The organism is Xenorhabdus sp. TH1 (assembly GCF_037260955.1).
GTDB lineage: Bacteria > Pseudomonadota > Gammaproteobacteria > Enterobacterales > Enterobacteriaceae > Xenorhabdus > Xenorhabdus griffiniae.
Map to the genome: position 1 here is coordinate 3,359,779 of NZ_CP147734.1, position 16,542 is coordinate 3,376,320.

General features: G+C 38.7%; 10 protein-coding genes and 1 tRNA gene. 2 read left to right on the forward strand and 9 right to left on the reverse strand.

Translation table 11 applies throughout. From position 1 onward, the window contains the following. Nucleotides 1-31 precede the first annotated feature (31 nt). The gene (locus WDV74_RS14605; RefSeq protein WP_338883534.1) at nucleotides 32-3,301 is read left to right on the forward strand and encodes a type I restriction endonuclease subunit R; all 3,270 of its coding nucleotides are present in this window, start codon (nucleotides 32-34) and stop codon (nucleotides 3,299-3,301) included. A gap of 178 nt (nucleotides 3,302-3,479) precedes the next feature. Next, nucleotides 3,480-4,565 carry a Shedu anti-phage system protein SduA domain-containing protein gene (locus WDV74_RS14610; protein ID WP_338883535.1) on the forward strand — a complete coding sequence of 362 codons (1,086 nt, stop codon included), beginning with the start codon at nucleotides 3,480-3,482 and terminating at the stop codon, nucleotides 4,563-4,565. 432 nt (nucleotides 4,566-4,997) lie between these two features. Here the strand turns inward: WDV74_RS14610 and WDV74_RS14615 are convergent, their stop codons facing one another. The 9 genes from WDV74_RS14615 to WDV74_RS14655 all read right to left on the reverse strand — a co-directional run bounded on the left by WDV74_RS14615 (nucleotide 4,998) and on the right by WDV74_RS14655 (nucleotide 16,289). Beyond that, nucleotides 4,998-5,525 (reverse strand): GTPase, encoded by a 528-nt coding sequence (locus WDV74_RS14615; protein ID WP_338883538.1) that lies wholly within the window; start codon nucleotides 5,523-5,525, stop codon nucleotides 4,998-5,000. 469 nt (nucleotides 5,526-5,994) lie between these two features. Further along, nucleotides 5,995-6,264, reverse strand: a complete 270-nt coding sequence (locus tag WDV74_RS14620) for a helix-turn-helix transcriptional regulator (protein WP_038215449.1) — start codon at nucleotides 6,262-6,264, stop codon at nucleotides 5,995-5,997. Between the two features lie 1,266 nt (nucleotides 6,265-7,530). After that, nucleotides 7,531-8,250, reverse strand: a complete 720-nt coding sequence (locus WDV74_RS14625) for a hypothetical protein (protein ID WP_338883541.1) — start codon at nucleotides 8,248-8,250, stop codon at nucleotides 7,531-7,533. A gap of 281 nt (nucleotides 8,251-8,531) precedes the next feature. Next, nucleotides 8,532-9,218: a hypothetical protein gene (locus WDV74_RS14630; RefSeq protein WP_038215454.1), complete on the reverse strand. Its 687-nt coding sequence runs from the start codon at nucleotides 9,216-9,218 to the stop codon at nucleotides 8,532-8,534. Next, a complete protein-coding gene (locus WDV74_RS14635; RefSeq protein ID WP_338883543.1) occupies nucleotides 9,190-10,308 on the reverse strand; it encodes a hypothetical protein in 1,119 nt (372 codons plus the stop codon). Before WDV74_RS14635 ends, WDV74_RS14630 begins: the two co-directional genes overlap by 29 nt. Beyond that, complete coding sequence (locus tag WDV74_RS14640; protein WP_338883544.1) at nucleotides 10,308-11,312, reverse strand: hypothetical protein; 1,005 nt, start codon at nucleotides 11,310-11,312, stop codon at nucleotides 10,308-10,310. Before WDV74_RS14640 ends, WDV74_RS14635 begins: the two co-directional genes overlap by 1 nt. Nucleotides 11,313-12,187: 875 nt before the next feature. Next, nucleotides 12,188-14,629 carry a toprim domain-containing protein gene (locus WDV74_RS14645; RefSeq protein WP_338883545.1) on the reverse strand — a complete coding sequence of 814 codons (2,442 nt, stop codon included), beginning with the start codon at nucleotides 14,627-14,629 and terminating at the stop codon, nucleotides 12,188-12,190. A gap of 136 nt (nucleotides 14,630-14,765) precedes the next feature. Then, nucleotides 14,766-16,040, reverse strand: a complete 1,275-nt coding sequence (locus WDV74_RS14650; RefSeq protein ID WP_228859824.1) for an integrase arm-type DNA-binding domain-containing protein — start codon at nucleotides 16,038-16,040, stop codon at nucleotides 14,766-14,768. 164 nt (nucleotides 16,041-16,204) lie between these two features. After that, nucleotides 16,205-16,289: transfer RNA gene (locus WDV74_RS14655), tRNA-Leu, on the reverse strand. Nucleotides 16,290-16,542 lie beyond the last annotated feature (253 nt).

The window sequence follows — 16,542 nt, forward strand, 5'->3', positions numbered from 1 at the left end:
CCGTTTCAATAATTAGGAGCGGGAATAAACAATGGGTCTGAAATTTAGCGAAGCCAAGTTAGAGCGTGCCATTATCGAATTGTTAGGAGAACAAGGTTATCCCCATACACTCGGTGAAAACCTCAGCAGAACCGATAAGGAACAAGTGATAATTGTCAATGAACTCCGCGATTACCTCACAACCCGCTATCAATCTGATGGGCTAACAAACAGTGAAATTGAACGTATTATTCGCCAGCTCACGACCCTTTCCGCTAATGATCTTTACGACAGCAATAAAACATTTTGCTCCTGGCTGTCTAACGGCTTTCTGTTTAAACGAGATGATCGGGCAGAGAAAGATCTCTATATCGAACTTATCGATACCCGTCACCTACCCGCTGCACTAAACCAATTGTTTAATACCGATGAAGTATTGCAGCAACAAGAAGCCGCGGAACCTTCGGCTTTCTATTATCCTACTAGCTCGAGTAATAGATTTAAGATAGTGAGCCAGCTCGAAATTATCGGTAAAGATGAACAGCCCCGTATTCCCGATGCTATTCTCTATATCAATGGCCTGCCATTAGTGGTATTCGAATTTAAAAGTGCTATTCGCGAGCAAAAAGCTAGCTTAAGCGATGCCTGGACACAACTCTGTGTCCGCTACCGTCGTGATATTCCACAACTGTTTGTTTACAACACAATGTGCATTATCAGCGATGGCGCTAATACCCGGATGGGTAACCTGTTTTCTTCCTACGAATATTTCTATTCCTGGCGCAAAATTACTGGGGATGAAAGTTGTGAGCAAAACGGTATTAATTCACTATACACCATGATTGAAGGATTATTTCATCCAATACGTTTACTGGATGTTATCAAAAACTTTATCTGTTTTCCTGATAATACGAATAGTGAAATTAAAATCTGCTGCCGTTACCCGCAATATTATGCTGCACGCAAGCTCTATTACAGCATTAAACGTGCAAGTAAACCACAAGGTAATGGAAAAGGCGGAACTTACTTTGGCGCTACTGGATGTGGTAAAAGTTACACTATGCAATTTTTAACCCGCCTGTTGATGAAGAGTATAGATTTTGCCAGCCCCACAATTGTATTGATTACTGACCGTACCGATCTGGACGAACAGTTATCCCGTCAATTTCGTAACGCAACAAAATATATCGGAGATGACACAATTATATCGGTTAAAAATCGCAAAGAGTTACGTGAAAAACTCGCGGGTTGCAACAGCGGTAGTGTCTTCCTGACAACAATCCATAAATTCAATGAAGGAACAGAATTACTTTCAGAACGTAACAATATCATCTGTATCTCTGACGAAGCACATCGAAGCCAAACCAATCTCGATCAGAAGGTACTTATCGATAACAATACAGGGCGCATTCGCAAAGTCTATAGTTTTGCCAAATATCTTCGCGACTCACTACCATCAGCCACCTATGTTGGCTTTACCGGAACGCCTATTGATGCCACGTTAGATGTGTTCGGTGCAATCGTCGATAGTTACACCATGGCTGAATCAGTGAAAGATGGCATCACCGTTCCTATCGTTTACGAGGGACGTGCTGCAAAAATCATTCTTGATAACAGCAAACTTGAAGAGATCGAAAAATACTACGAAGAATGTGCCGCCGCTGGCACCAACGAATATCAAATAGATGAAAGTAAAAAAGCATCCGCCAATATGAATGCTATTTTGGGCGATCCGGATCGTCTGCGAGCATTAGCCGATGATTTTACAAAGCATTATGAAAAACGCGTGGCAGAAGGTTCGACGATAAAAGGCAAAGCCATATTTGTCTGTGCCAGCCGTGAGATTGCCTGGGAATTTTATAAACAACTTAAAGTAATACGCCCCGCTTGGTTTGAAGTCAAAAAAATTCCAGATAATATCGAACTGACAGAGGGTGAAAAAGAAAAATGGCCGCCATCTGAAATGGTGAAGATGGTGATGACACGTGATAAAGATGACGAAAAAACGCTCTATGATTTACTTGGCAACAAGGAACAACGCAAGGAACTAGATAAGCAGTTCAAAAATCCAAAATCAAACTTCAAAATTGCCATTGTTGTAGATATGTGGGTAACAGGATTTGATGTGCCCGAATTAGATACTATCTATATTGACAAGCCCTTACAAAAACACAATCTTATTCAGACTATCTCACGGGTAAATCGTAACCTTCAAGGAAAAAACAAAGGCTTAGTCGTCGATTATATTGGTATCAAACGACAAATGAATCAAGCATTGGCTATGTATTCCAAAATCGACTCTGTTAACTTTGAAGATATCTGTCTCTCCATTACCGCAGTGAAAGATCACCTTGATTTACTGGAGAATATTTTCCACCATTTCGATAGCCAAGATTATTTTAGTGGTGAGGCTCTAGCACAACTCGTATGCCTAAACTGTGCCGCTGAGTTTGTACTACAAAACAAAAAGCGGGAGCACCGTTTTATGGCGCTAGTCAAGCGACTAAAAGCAGCTTATGACATCTGCTGTGGTAACGAATTATTAACTCAAGATGAGCGCGATCATATCCACTTTTTCTTAGCTATCCGTTCTATCGTTTTTAAACTCACTAAAGGCGATGCACCGGATGTCACCCAAATGAACGCTAAAGTACGAGAGATGATTGCTGATGCGCTAAAATCTAATGGCGTTGAGGAACTGTATACATTGAGTGAAGGCCAAGCAGAATCTATCGATATTTTTGACGATGACTATATAGCCCGGGTTAACAAGATCAAACTACCCAATACCAAAATCCAGTTACTACAAAAGCTATTGGAAAAAGCCATTAGCGATTTTAAAAAGATCAACCAACTACAAGGCGTCAATTTTTCCCGCCGTTTTCAAGCACTGGTTGAGCGCTATAACGAACGCAGGGAAGATGACATCTTAAGTGGGGAAGAATTTGATATTTTCAGTCAAGAAATGACCAATATCATCTACGATATTAAAACTGAAATGGGCACCTATGCCGAAATGGGGATTGATATTGAAGAAAAGGCTTTCTATGACATTTTGGCTCATATGCGTGAAAAATATCAGTTCACCTATGATGATAGCAAAATGCTCGTTTTGGCTAAAGAAATGAAACTAATTGTTGATAACACCGCACAATATCCAGACTGGAGTAAGCGTGACGACATTAAAGCAAAACTCAAGGTTGATTTGATTTTATTACTGCATAAACATGGTTTCCCTCCCATAGTTAATGATGAAGTATATTACGGCGTTCTGTCACAAGCAGAAAATTTTAAGATGAATAGAATGAATCAGGCTATATAAGTGACTATGGATTTCATCGAACAGGAGTACTACTTTTGCTAAGAGATCTAACTAACCCGATTTCTGTTTAAACCGTCACTGAGAAATCATCTTTCAAGTAGGAAACATTCAGTGACGGGTCCAATCAATGGACAAAACAAGGTAATTTAAACGATATTGTATGAGGCAAGAATGTACTATGAAAGTAAGTGATTTCATTTTCCAATTTCAACCAAACAATTATTCTCATGAAGATGCTCTTTGCAGGGTCCGAGTATTTGTTAATGAGCAAATTCAATTTGCACTACTCACAGATTTAGGTGAAAAAAGTGGGCCTACCAGTGTAACTAACTCCGTTGAATATATTAGACAACAGCTAGTTACCAAAGGCTTTATTTACCACGATACTATTATTATTGAGCATTACGAAGATAAATATTCTGGATATGGTACATTCGATATTGTCACTTTCAGCAATTCCAATGCACCCAGCTGGGAAAAAACAACTCTTGAAAAAACACAGAAAATGCTCAATTGCCCTCATAAAGAATTATTAGATAATTCTTTAAAAAATAAAAGACTTTTCGAGCAAATAGAGAATCTCCATCAATCCCTCTATCCTTTCACTAAGAAAACCTATGTAGAAGAACCGGATGTCATTTCTAAGAGATTAAAAATTAGGAACAGTACTATATCAAAGAGTGAATTAATTTATTTTATTAACAATAATCCTATTGAAAGAGATATTTCTAATTTTTTGAGAAATGATTTATCTTTATTTGCTGATTTATATGCTCATCCTTCTGAGGAATATATAGTTTTACCAGAACTAATGGTTGGCAATGGTTTTGTTGATTTTGTTGTTTTATCAGAACGTTCCCGAATGGATGTAACGTTAATTGAAATAAAAGGAACCAACTTCAATCTAATGAATTCATCTGGGTATAACAATTTTTCTCAAAAAACAAATGAAGCAATACAACAAGTAAGAGAAAGAATAGGTACCATTTATAGAGATTACCCAAGACATCGTGAGTATTTCCACAAGGTAAGAGAGGCAGTTGAGACTGGTTCGAATATTCATAACGCCTTATGTGGACCAAAAGGTAAATTAAGCGTCTCCCCCGATAAAGACATAAATATTAGAACAGTTGTCATCGCTGGCCGTTCTAAAAATGATATTGAAGAAAGTAAACAACGTCACAATGTAGAAATGACATCATCTCCTCCAATAAGATTAGAGAGTTGGGATAGTTTATTAAACAAACTACCTAACAACAGATAAATATTAGGACGTGTAAACAGGTCAAAAACCAACTGAAGGCTTGCCTGCAAAAAGAGCTTCATGGCGTAGAAGTATAAATCAGTGGCTCAACAAGCGTATCGGCACAGTGCATACTTTTCAAGGCAAAGAAGAGAAAAACGTCATTTTTGTTCTTGACCTCTCGGAGGAAACCCAAGGTGCCAAAATAGGCCTCTGAGAAACCGAATCTGCTAAATGTCGCGATTACTCACGTGCAAAACCGAGTCTACATCGTTGGCAATAAAAACATTTGGTCAGGTTGCCAATATCTTGACGTTGCAGATGAAAAGCCGGGAGAAGTTTTGCAAGACTGATTTTAATTTATGATGAGCTTGCTTCAATCTATCCGGCATCATTATGAGCAAGGATGTCCATACCTTGCTGAGTATAATAGAAATGATTTTATATAAGTAGCTATCGAGCCAGTTCCCATTTATCAAATTGATCCTTAATTTCTTTAATAGATGTCAACTTGATCTTAAGTATGGTCAATTGCTCAAACAGCTCTGCATAGCGTTTTCTGCTTTTTGGTGTGACAACAGTGATATGATGGATCATTTTCCATTTGATACTATCTCTATTACCTTCCAGACCACCATAGCGATTGCATTGTAATAGTGTCCTATTTACATAACGTAGCAGGCTTGATGGCGTTGAAACATCTAATAAAATCAATCCAGTTGCCCTGGATAGGCGTTGTGATAGGCATTTTCTATAGTTCCCATCTATAACCCAGCTATCTTCCTTTATTGCCATATCATGCAATGAGATGAATTCATCGACAGGACGCTCCTGCCAGTTTGTGTTTGGTAAATGAAAAAGCTGATCGAGGTGAATTACCTTCAAGTTTCTCTTCCTCGAAATAGCATTAGCAAGTGTAGATTTACCGCTATTTGAAGGTCCCATAATGCAAATTCTATTTCCTAAATCTGAAAGTTTCATTACATCCTCCAGTGGTAATAGTGCCAACTTTTGTTATCGAGATCAGGGAACAAGCTCACTTACATTAATGAAGCTATGGTATGAGTAAACCCATAATGGTATAGATGAGCAGAGTACTGAGAAAAGCTTTGTAATACTGAAATTCAGACGTAAAAAAAGACGCTTCTTTTTATTTAGCGTCTTAATTTATATGGTGCGAAGGCCGGACTCGCAAACAGATATAATTAATTGAAATTAAATAAATTATTAAAAAGACGTTTTCAAAATGCCCCATTTTGTGCCCCATATTTATTTTACTCCTTTTACTTGTCCATGTATTTGATTTTAACATACTTTATGAACTGCTTGATATATTGGTATAAGAGTAAAGTTAAAAAGCCATGAGGTTTAAATTAGTTTGTCATCTCACTCTCAGGGCTTTGTATAAAAATTTATCATTTTCACAAAGTAGATCACAAGTTGAAGCTAGTTATTCCTGTGGTTTGTCTCGAACCTTACGTTCAATCAATCGACCCTGCTTATCAAAATAACGGCTAGGCCAGATTTCTGAGGGGTGAATACCGAGATAGTTAGCAATTATCCACTCACCTTTAGGCCATTGCCTACTGAGTGCGTTTGCTAATGTTGATGAGCTGAGTCCTGCTTCACGAGAAATAGCCGCTAAGGTTGTACCACGTTTACGTAATGCTGCGATGATATCGGCCTGATGCCAGTCATTTTGAACATTGTTGTTATTCATTCCTGCTACCCCTTCCATTAATTAATATTGATGGTGGTGATTCAAGGCAGGGTTAGCAGACTGGGTTCACACCAGCGAGGCCGAAGCCTCCCCTACCTGAATCACCATTGAAAGGGTGAACGCAGGCGCACTGGCAGAAACATCCTACCAGTGTTAGTGAACACAAGGCTGCTAAACCTTGACCATTGGATTGTGCCAATGGCAGGAATACTTTAACTGATTGTATTATTGGACTCAATAACCGAACGAATAAGTTTAACGGCTATAAACATGCTCAACATACCGGACAGCGATCCGAATGCTTAATTCTTCAATCAGCCAGTTCATCAATTTCCGTACTTATACCCAACAACATGCAATCTCTGGCGCGCGACAATTCGGACAGAACAGAAAGTGTCTGCCATGCCCTTGATCGATATCTGTGCGCCAGAGTGAACGCAAGTTGAGGTATTGCGGGGTATCGGTTGAGTACTCAGTACTGCCGCCTGTGTTTGCAGGTCATCCCCACCGGCTAGATGCCAGCCTCGATATCGTCAAATTCTCCTTTTTCAATCTAAAAATGCAGTGTCAGATTCACTGCGTGGTGAAGCAGGCATGAGCCTGTCAGGGTTGAGTGGTTCTTTGGCTACGGCGTCACTTTCAGCGGTAAATCCGCAAAAAGTGACGCCTTGATTCCGTTAACAATGAGCAAAGGTTGTGCAAGCGTTGAAGTGCTATCAGGCACAGCAAAACGCCGTAAGATTAAATGTCAAACGATAGTCATGTTAATGGATTAGCTGTAGAAAAATTATCTGTTGAATAATTCAAACAGGAATAGATAAAAGTATGAACGGATGCGCAAAAGCTATCCTGTTGTTCATTGAAGATAAATAGGATTTATGTTGATTTGAAACGCCAGTGTATGAATCCACATTCAATACACTTCGGTAACAAGAGAAAGATATCCTTTTGGGCTATCTATTAGTTTAAGAGACCTTCATTGCCAGACGAGGGTTTAGGTGTCTTGGCAATATCTGCTTCCAAAGGTGGGCAGATGTACCACAATGTTTGCTCTCCCTTTCAGGCTACGGGAGTTTTGTTTCGCCACCCGAAGGCGATCCTGACAGGCGATAGATCGTTTTGTAGAAAAAGATATTAACGGTTAGGCGGGAAGGAGTCAAATTCGCGACCGTTCCTGCCAGCCTTATTTTTGTCTGAATTCTCATGTATATTCCGCTATTTCCTCCATTTTTCGCCAAAATCAGGCGAAAATTCCATCTTAATTAGTTAATTAACATTAGTAAGCCAATGAGTCGCTTTAACGCTTCCATCAGGTATTCTTATTAAATCCAATGTTGGTAATTTAGTGAGATTAATTTGTCTATTTTTTAGATCGTTAAACGGTATTCCTTTCACATCTTGATATCTTCTTTCTATAAATCTACTTAAATTCGCATGAACAAGCCGAGACCTATTTTCCCAAATTTCTTTTGTTATATGCATGATATTTATATCATATTCTGTATTTATGGTTAAATCTCGCAAATTAGAATCCTGAATACCACTTTCAATAAAATGTTGTGGGTGTCCATCATATTCCATTCCCCAAATTGCAATTATCGCGGAATCATCGTCTATAGGATTAACAATGTGCAACTCAATAGCTAAATCAATATACCAGTAATCTTGCTGTTTTCTATCTTTTTTATTTAAATATAACGGTTTCATTAGTCTATATTGGGGATATATATACACATTTTTCTTATCATCAATATTAGCTAAGAAACATACGCTTTGTGGTTTTTCGGTATAACTACAAATCTCTACACTGCTAAACTCACCTATTATCTTAGATATCATCAACGCCTCTGGATATGAGCATTTCCCGGCGCTTAGTAAACCAACGGCAACACTTTTTTTAACTCCTTTCTTAACTAATCTTTCTACATCTTTTTTCTTGTTTTTTGAAAGCTTAGGATAAAAAAAACGTACAAATTCTTCAGTCATACACATATCTCTTATTTTTGATGAGATTATTCTAACCGTAATTTAGTTATTAACCTAATAATTAGATATGGCGATAAACTCATTACTTTTTATTGTTGGTTTGATATGACTAATGTTGATCTTATTTAAAATAAGAATCATAAATTTATTCTATCAGTGTTGTTCGCAGGAAAGGCAACTACCTGATAAAGGGAAAGTTTACAATATCTAACGACCCTTTTAGGATTATCCCATTAACGGCTACCAATTAAGGTGCCGCTAATGTTGCCTAAAGAAATTATCTATATTTTCACATATGTTTCTAATAATGATCTAAAAAGTAAATCTGTCATATCCTTTTCGTGTTTAGTGTCTATCACTACTAATCCTGTCCGAGATATTTTTACTTTCCCAGGATAATTAGGACTTATCATAAAAAGGTGAACTTTATCTACTCTTGATGTACTTTTGTCTGAAAATGTCTTTTCATAATATGAACGTAAGTCTTTACTGCTTGAGACCTGCATTTTAGCTAATGCGCATTCATTAACCTTTATTTGAGATAATTCGATTTGAGTTAACTCTAAAGGCGTTAACTTTGATATTGATTCAACCCAAACCATAGGTTCAATATTAATCTCATCCAAACTCACTCCTAAACCTAAAATTTTCACTAAATTTAGTGCAAATGGTTTTAAAGTTCTTGGTGGATTAATTATAGCAATCACAGGAAGAGTATTTTCATTAATATAGAATTCTACAATTCTGTATTCAACTCGTTCAAAAGTTGCTACCTCTCCATACAATGATGGAATAACTTCTTCAAATGTTAATTTTTCAACAAATCTACCAACCAATTCATTATGTCGAACCTTATTAAAAATAAAACCTTTTCCTTTTTCATCAGTATAAGAAGATGATTTCAATTTATCAACCATGTCTGTAATTGATAAGGAAACATTAAGCAACATCCACTTTATTTTTTTCATTTTCGCTTCCTCCAGACATAATATTTATTATTGAATTGTATGCTTTTTCAGCAGAATCTTCAATTAATTTTCCAATATTTTTCTTTTCTATTTCATTAACACTTCTGGTTGTTACATTAAATTTACCTTTGTTAAAATTGTTTATACCTTTTATATTATAAGCAAAGTCCATACATGATTCTGAATTTTTAAAAAATGCCTCCAATATAATTTTATCTCCATTACCAGACGAGGGAATGCTAGCCCATGAAACCTTACTTATATAGTAACCTTTGTTGTGAAGATCAGAAAAAATTGAAGATGAGTTAACCGACTCTCCTTTTAAAACAGCTTTTCTAACATATCCTGCATCAATTTTTTCATCATCATCGTCCTCATCATTATTATTAGAAAGTTTATTTATAAATCTATTAACTTCAATATTATTCACATCTTCAACTTCGTAACCTTCAAGCCCATGCATTAAATCATGAAAAAACTGGCTACGTAAGTTAGGACTTGTCACTACTTCTAAACTTATTTCAAATCGAGAAATTTCTACATTCTTAATTCCTGACAGTTGTGTCTCTATTAATTTTACTAATTCTTTTGATTTTGAATTTTGTGGCATTCTTATATCTATTTTTTCTTCACTTATAGAGAAGTCAAGCTTTACACTTTTTTTATCAATTTGTCTGAGTGCTGTACGCGATAAATCGATATCATCATAATGTAATTCAACAGAGAGTCCACCATCTTTCTTTGTAGTTACTTTAAATACTTCTGATTTAGTCTTTGGATAATTATCTTTCATTTTATTTATAGCATCCTTTACTTCCTGCTGGTTCGTTGAGGTGGTAAGAGATACTTTAGTAACGCTTTCTTTAGGATCGTATGTTTGTACTTTCTTTTTTATTTCCTGCAAATCAATAAATCCATGAGGTAATTTACATACTTCTTCAATTAATTCCTCTTTATCAAGATGTTCAGAAACAATAATTCCTTTTCTCAAAAGAATATCTTGTAACATAGCGGTAGTAATGCGTTTATGGTGCAATGCATCATAAATATTTTTTTCAGTAGCAAAGTATAGATTGTTATTACCTTTCATTATCTAATTCCCATTCCAATTTCTTCTAGATTAAAATTAACAATAGTTTTTTCACTAATTTCCATTGTAATTTTATCAAAAAAACGCTTTTGTTCACCAAGCAACCAGCAAGAACTATATTTCTTTTTTGCATTAATAAAATTCTGTGGTGATTCGTAGTGAGGATGCGCATGAATTAATCTTATTTTTATATTTTTATTTTCAGTTAATATCTGGAAGTTGGACAGCATATCAAAGAAATAAACGAACTCATCAACACTGCTACCTTCTTGATTATAATATATAACATACCCCTCATCACGATGCTCATCGCCATAATCAAACTCTTCATGTTTTATAATGAGATATGGCGATGTGAGAGCCTCAATTGTAGCGGGCGTTGATTTGGTTAGTGGATGCTTTAATCGAGTTAACGACATATCAGGATAGTAGAAATAGTATTTATCTGAGTGAGGTAGGTTTCCCTCGCCAGTTAGATATTTAATATCAAACGCAATATTAATTATGTCATATATTTTAAAAGGATCTAGTAAGTATATTTTTTGCCCATTTGGTAACGTTAATTTGGACATATCTATTTGCTTCATTATTGCATTATAAAAATCAGAATCGTAAAGCTGATCATGATTGTAAAGAAAAAGCAATCCTCTTACATCAAAGCCTAATGAATCGTCTTCAAGATATTTTTTACGCCATTCTTCGTTAGAATTAGCACATTCAACAGCTAGTGAGAGAGAGCTTAAAGCTGACTCAACAGTACCTTTTTTGATTGAGTTTTTACCATAACTTTTTAAGTCCGTGTTTAGATATACAACTTCTTCTTCATAGGGATTCGTATAGTAAAATACTACATCGCTTGGATGTGTATCTTTTCCGTGCGCTTCGGTTTCACAAGGCCAATTCATGTCTTCTCGTAGTGCCCTTTTCCATTTGAAGACTGTAAATATTTTTTGTGTTATTAGGTTAGCTACCCGTTGGATTGCTGCTGTCTCACCACCAGCCATAAAATGCTCCTTAATTTGCTCAACCGATTATTATTAAATACAAAAATGTACGATATGCTCATATCGAAAGTAAACTTATACTTACTTTTATGCATATGTCTACTCTTGCATTTTTTTCATAAATTGAATGATATATAAAGCAACTCGGTTCAAGATGCTGCCCTATCCTGATGAGAATTCATAAACATTATGCCCCTAAATGAAAACTCCACCATTTAGCAGACAAACATTCATGATCACGCCTCGCTCAGCGAGAGTTTAAATTGCCTACTTCAGAATATTCCTCTGCTAGTATTAATTTTGTCCAGTTTCAGGAAGAAAATGGTTTATTGCCTAAAATTTTTTTTTGGATGAAACTAATTCAGATTACAACAGGCTGAATAACTGGAATATGCGTATTGTGCATAGTGCCAAACTGATTTCCAACCAGAAAACGTTTTTCACTTGATAATACGATAATTATTTTGAAGTTATGATACTGACGCGCTACGCTTGTCTTCTCTGAGTAACCGGGCTAATAAATTAACCCGGTTACTCAGAGAGCTAAAAGATCACCTGCCAGAGAAAACATTTTTACCTCCCCCCTCCCTATTAAAGAATTATGGATAAAACTGTTCACCCTGTTCACCTTTGAATAATTTTATTTAAATTCATATTGTTAAAGGGTCATGGGTTGAAATTAAACTCTTCACTACTCTTCACCCAACCGTTCACCTCCAACCAGAAAAAAGGTGAACAGTGATGAATAGTTGTGAACAGTTTTAAAATAACTATTCAGCCTATAATACATTGATATATTTGGTTTAAATTATAGAGTGAACAGTGGTGAACACTTTTTTATATTTCTTTGAAAAATGTCTGAAATCAGAAAAAAATTATTCTTCTGGCTGGCTATTCCTTGTCAGTTTCGGCATCCATTCGATAGCAGTATCAAGATGCAGGCTCAGATTGCTACGAATGCCTTGTTTGCTTTTCTTACGCAGGTAATGCTGACCATATTCTGCCAGTGCGCCCGGCATATCCATGCCAAAACGAGTCACGGAAACAGGTTTGTTCAGGTTATTGCCTTTCATATAAGCAAGGTAGGTGTGATAGAGGTACTTACGGGGATTAAACGGCATAATTTCCGCATTGCCGATTAACAGTCCGTTAGCTTCATTGGAAGCAATAAGATAACCACAAAAATCGACCAGTGGATCTGTGCTACGTTTGATATCCAGCGCCTCCGCAGATTTCTGCTGCTCTGCCAGTAAACACCTCGCTGATTGTGGATCAGCAAACCGATGCAACAAATGCCGGATAATTACAGGCAATTCTGCCGCGATTTTATCCTGCAGGAGTGGATCACGTTCGTTTTCTGGCACAACTTCGGAAAAGTTGAAAATCACCCGACGGCGCGATACTCCACCACTGCGATCACTGAAACTCATGGCATTATTGTTCACTGCCAATACCACCGCAGGAATACGAGTTGAATAGGGTTGTTTGTGTTTCGGATCAATGGCAACTTCATCGCCTCCAGTAATCGCCTTGATGCCGGAACCATCACCTACATAGCGAGTTTGGTCTGGCAAGATGATCAGTGAATAGCCGACAATCAACGCCCGTTCCCGTGGGTTTTCCAGTGCGGCCATACTTGCGGAAACGGTATTGCCTTTACCTGCCAGCATGGAACAAATTTCGGCAAATATGCTTTTGCCACTGCCTCCGGCTCCAGTGATTTCCAAAAAAAGTTGCCAGTCATAACGATTCGCCAACACCATAAACAGCGCCGCTAGCACTCTATATGCTTTATTTTCACAGTTGGCTGTTGCCTGATTGAGCCAGCGCCAGAACTGGGGCGCGTGATCTTGCAGGGTTTCCCCGGAAACAGGGGAATTGAATTCAACGACATTGGCAAGCAATAGCCAGTCATTTTTGCGGTGAGGCCGGAACTGACAGGCTTTCAGGTCAAATACGCCATTACTAAACCCGATTAAGTGGTGTTCTGGTGGTTGCATCATGGGAAGCTGTAATTTCAGAGCATCCACAGCCGAACTAATACCATGCGGTGAATACGGTAGTTTCTCTTCCATAAAGGCGGCGACCATTTCCCGCCTTAAATCGCGATCACTGACCGGACGCCAGACAATGCCATCATAGTGATGAACGGTTTCCGAAGCACCATCCAGCGCTAAATCTCCGTTATAACGCGCCAGTAACACTTCCCCGCGTTGACTGGCTCCCATCTGGCATAATGTCAGTTTTGAAGATTCGGTATCATTATTAAGCTGAACAGCTGCTTTTTTCTTGATTGATGTTGGTTGATAAAGCCCCTGAATAAAGGCTTGTCGTGCTATTTCCACTCCGTGTTGCTGGCGATAATCGTCCCAGTCGGTTTTGTACTCAGTTGGTGGTAACGTTACCCATCCATTGATCGCTTTGGCGGCCTTTTCTGCCGCAATTTTGCCAACATTCTTTTTCGGTTTACCGTTCTTATCCAACTCATCGGGAAGATGCCAATCATTATCTGCGGCAATAATGATTTTCGAATCAGGCCAATGTTCTCGGACTGATTGAGCGACAGAGAACAAATTACCTGCATCTATTGCAGCCAGAACGGTGCCTTGATGTAATTGGCTAACGGTCAATGCCGTGGCGTAACCTTCGGTAATGATCACTGTGTCTGGATGTTCTCCCAACTTTGATAATGCAATAAAAGCACTTTTCTTTTGGCTACCAGACAGTAATTTCTTTGTTCCATCCAGTTTGATGATCTGCGCACCTGTAACTTTTTTATCCAGTGTGATCAATGGCAATAATAACGAACCATCTTTCAGTAATCGCTGGTTAGAACAATGCAATCCTTTTGCGGTTAAATAGGGAGATTCTCCGGCGACAGTTAGCGTCATTAGTGCCGCTACTCTTTCGGCAATTGGCTGTGTTGTTTGAATGGTTTCTTTAGCTGGTTTGGGTTCTGGCAAAGGCAACGCCAGCACGTTAGCAATAATTTTTGCAGCTGCAAGAATTGAGATCCCTTTGGTTTTCGCTACTAAATCCAGCCCATCGCCATAGTTTGGGGCGTCACATTGGCGGCAATGCCAGTTGCCGTTATGGTGATCATCAATAAAGTGAAAACGGTCAGTTCCGCCGCAAATAGGACAGGAGCCATGTTTGCCTTTTGCAGGAATATCAACACCACAGGCAGGTAGAAGATTTTCCCAATGATACATAGCAGATTTTTTCACGGATTGGATTAGGTCGAGCGGTTTTTGTCCGCCTGTTTTATCTGAATGTGTAAATTTAGGGTGAGTTTGGGTATGCTGTATGTCAGCCATCATCGTTACCTCGTATAACGGTTATTGGTTAGACGCCTCAGATGTGTATCAGCACACTGGGGCGTTGTTTTTTATGTCATGCTTTTATGCGTTATGTAATTGCTTATCCCGTATGTAAAATTTTTTGTCGGTTGTACTACTGGTTTTTTCTGTCACGAAGCGGTTTGGCAAAATCATAAGGAGTTACAAATTGCTCCTTGTTAGCATCTAGGTAATCCGCCCACCATTGCACCATCAACCGCCGTTCATCCAAATGTTTGGATGTGTGAATATACGCCGCCCGGACATTGTTTCTTTCGATATGGCTTAACTGGCGTTCGATCGCGTCATCACTCCACAGGCCAGATTCGCCCATTGCACCGCGTGCCATTGTGCGGAATCCGTGTCCGCAAACTTCTGTTTTGGTGTCATAGCCCATCGCTCGCAACGCATTATTAACGGTGTTTTCACTCATCACTTTTTTTGGATCGTGATCACCGGGGAACATTACCTCACTCTCTCCGCTCAGGCTGTGTAAGGTTTCGATAAGCGAAATAGCCTGATGGCTCAATGGTACAATGTGCTCGGTTTTCATTTTCATACCACGTTGAGAATGCTTAACGCCATCAATGGGTTTTCGTATCGCCGGTATATGCCAGACAGCCCTTTCAAGATCGATTTCTTCCCAACGGGCGAATCTCATTTCACTGGAACGAACAAACGTTAATAAAGTCAGTTCTACCGCGATTTTAGTAAGCAAGCGCCCACGGTAACAGGAAAGACGAGCCAAAAATTCAGGCAGGCGTTCATGAGGCAATGCAGGGTGATGTTTGGGTTTTACTATGGTGAGAGTACCCGCCATATCATTGGCAGGGCTATATTCAAGGAGATCATTTTGGACAGCATAACGCATGATGGCAGCTACACGCTGTTGTAATCTCTGGGCTATATCATGTTTACCATCAGTATCAACGGCTTGGATCGGTGCTAACAGTTGGCTGGTTCGTAAAGTGCGAATATCAAGAGTACCAATATAAGGGAAAATGTATTGTTCAAAACCTCGCATAATCCGCTCTCGATGGTCTTCGCTCCACCGTTTATTGCTGGCGTGCCATTCACGCGCGATCCGTTCAAAGGTATATGCACCCTTTGATTCGGCTTGTGCGTCTTTTTTCTCTGCTTTGGGATCAATACCTTGAGCAAGTAATTTTTTGGCTTCGTCTCGCTTAACGCGTGCATCGGCTAATGACACAGCAGGGTAAACACCAAAGGCCAGCCGATCTTCTTTTTTATCTGTGGGGCGATGATACTTCATGCGCCAGTATTTAGAACCGCGCGGCGTGATTTCGAGATACAAGCCAGCGCCATCCGCTAATTTATAGGATTTCTCTTTCGGTTTCGCAGTCTCGATTTGTCGGGCGTTTAGTTTCATTTTTGGGGCACATTTACAATCGAAGTGTAGGTGCCCCAAATTATGCCCCTTGGTGCATGTTGATTGCAACAGACCATAGTAGACGGCAAAATAACTAAACATCTTGATTTATTGGAGTTTTTTGGGAGTTTGTAGACTTGGGTAGACGCTAGTAAACTAACGAATGGTGCCGAAGGCCGGACTCGAACCGGCACACCCGAAGGCGGTTGATTTTGAATCAACTGCGTCTACCGATTTCGCCACTTCGGCACTGAAATGGTTCGGAGAACGGGGGTCATTATACCTGTCAGAAGCGCATTCGCAACACTTATCCTTTCGATTTTGTTCAAGTGACGAAAAAAGGATCGATTATTCTATTTTTTCACCAGATTTTACCAGCAACACTTAAAAGCAAACCGAATTTTTCACCACATCCCGCCAATTCCTCCTCACACAATTCCTTCCAGCCAATAGACAACCTCTAAACTCCTTATATAATTCAAAACAATACACTGCTATGAGG

Coding starts and splice junctions, on each gene's coding strand:
- WDV74_RS14605 (WP_338883534.1), top strand. CDS start 32: ATGGGTCTGAAATTTAGCGAAGCCAAGTTAGAGCGTGCCATTATCGAA.
- WDV74_RS14610 (WP_338883535.1), top strand. CDS start 3,480: ATGAAAGTAAGTGATTTCATTTTCCAATTTCAACCAAACAATTATTCT.
- WDV74_RS14615 (WP_338883538.1), bottom strand. CDS start 5,525: ATGAAACTTTCAGATTTAGGAAATAGAATTTGCATTATGGGACCTTCA.
- WDV74_RS14620 (WP_038215449.1), bottom strand. CDS start 6,264: ATGAATAACAACAATGTTCAAAATGACTGGCATCAGGCCGATATCATC.
- WDV74_RS14625 (WP_338883541.1), bottom strand. CDS start 8,250: ATGACTGAAGAATTTGTACGTTTTTTTTATCCTAAGCTTTCAAAAAAC.
- WDV74_RS14630 (WP_038215454.1), bottom strand. CDS start 9,218: ATGAAAAAAATAAAGTGGATGTTGCTTAATGTTTCCTTATCAATTACA.
- WDV74_RS14635 (WP_338883543.1), bottom strand. CDS start 10,308: ATGAAAGGTAATAACAATCTATACTTTGCTACTGAAAAAAATATTTAT.
- WDV74_RS14640 (WP_338883544.1), bottom strand. CDS start 11,312: ATGGCTGGTGGTGAGACAGCAGCAATCCAACGGGTAGCTAACCTAATA.
- WDV74_RS14645 (WP_338883545.1), bottom strand. CDS start 14,629: ATGGCTGACATACAGCATACCCAAACTCACCCTAAATTTACACATTCA.
- WDV74_RS14650 (WP_228859824.1), bottom strand. CDS start 16,040: ATGAAACTAAACGCCCGACAAATCGAGACTGCGAAACCGAAAGAGAAA.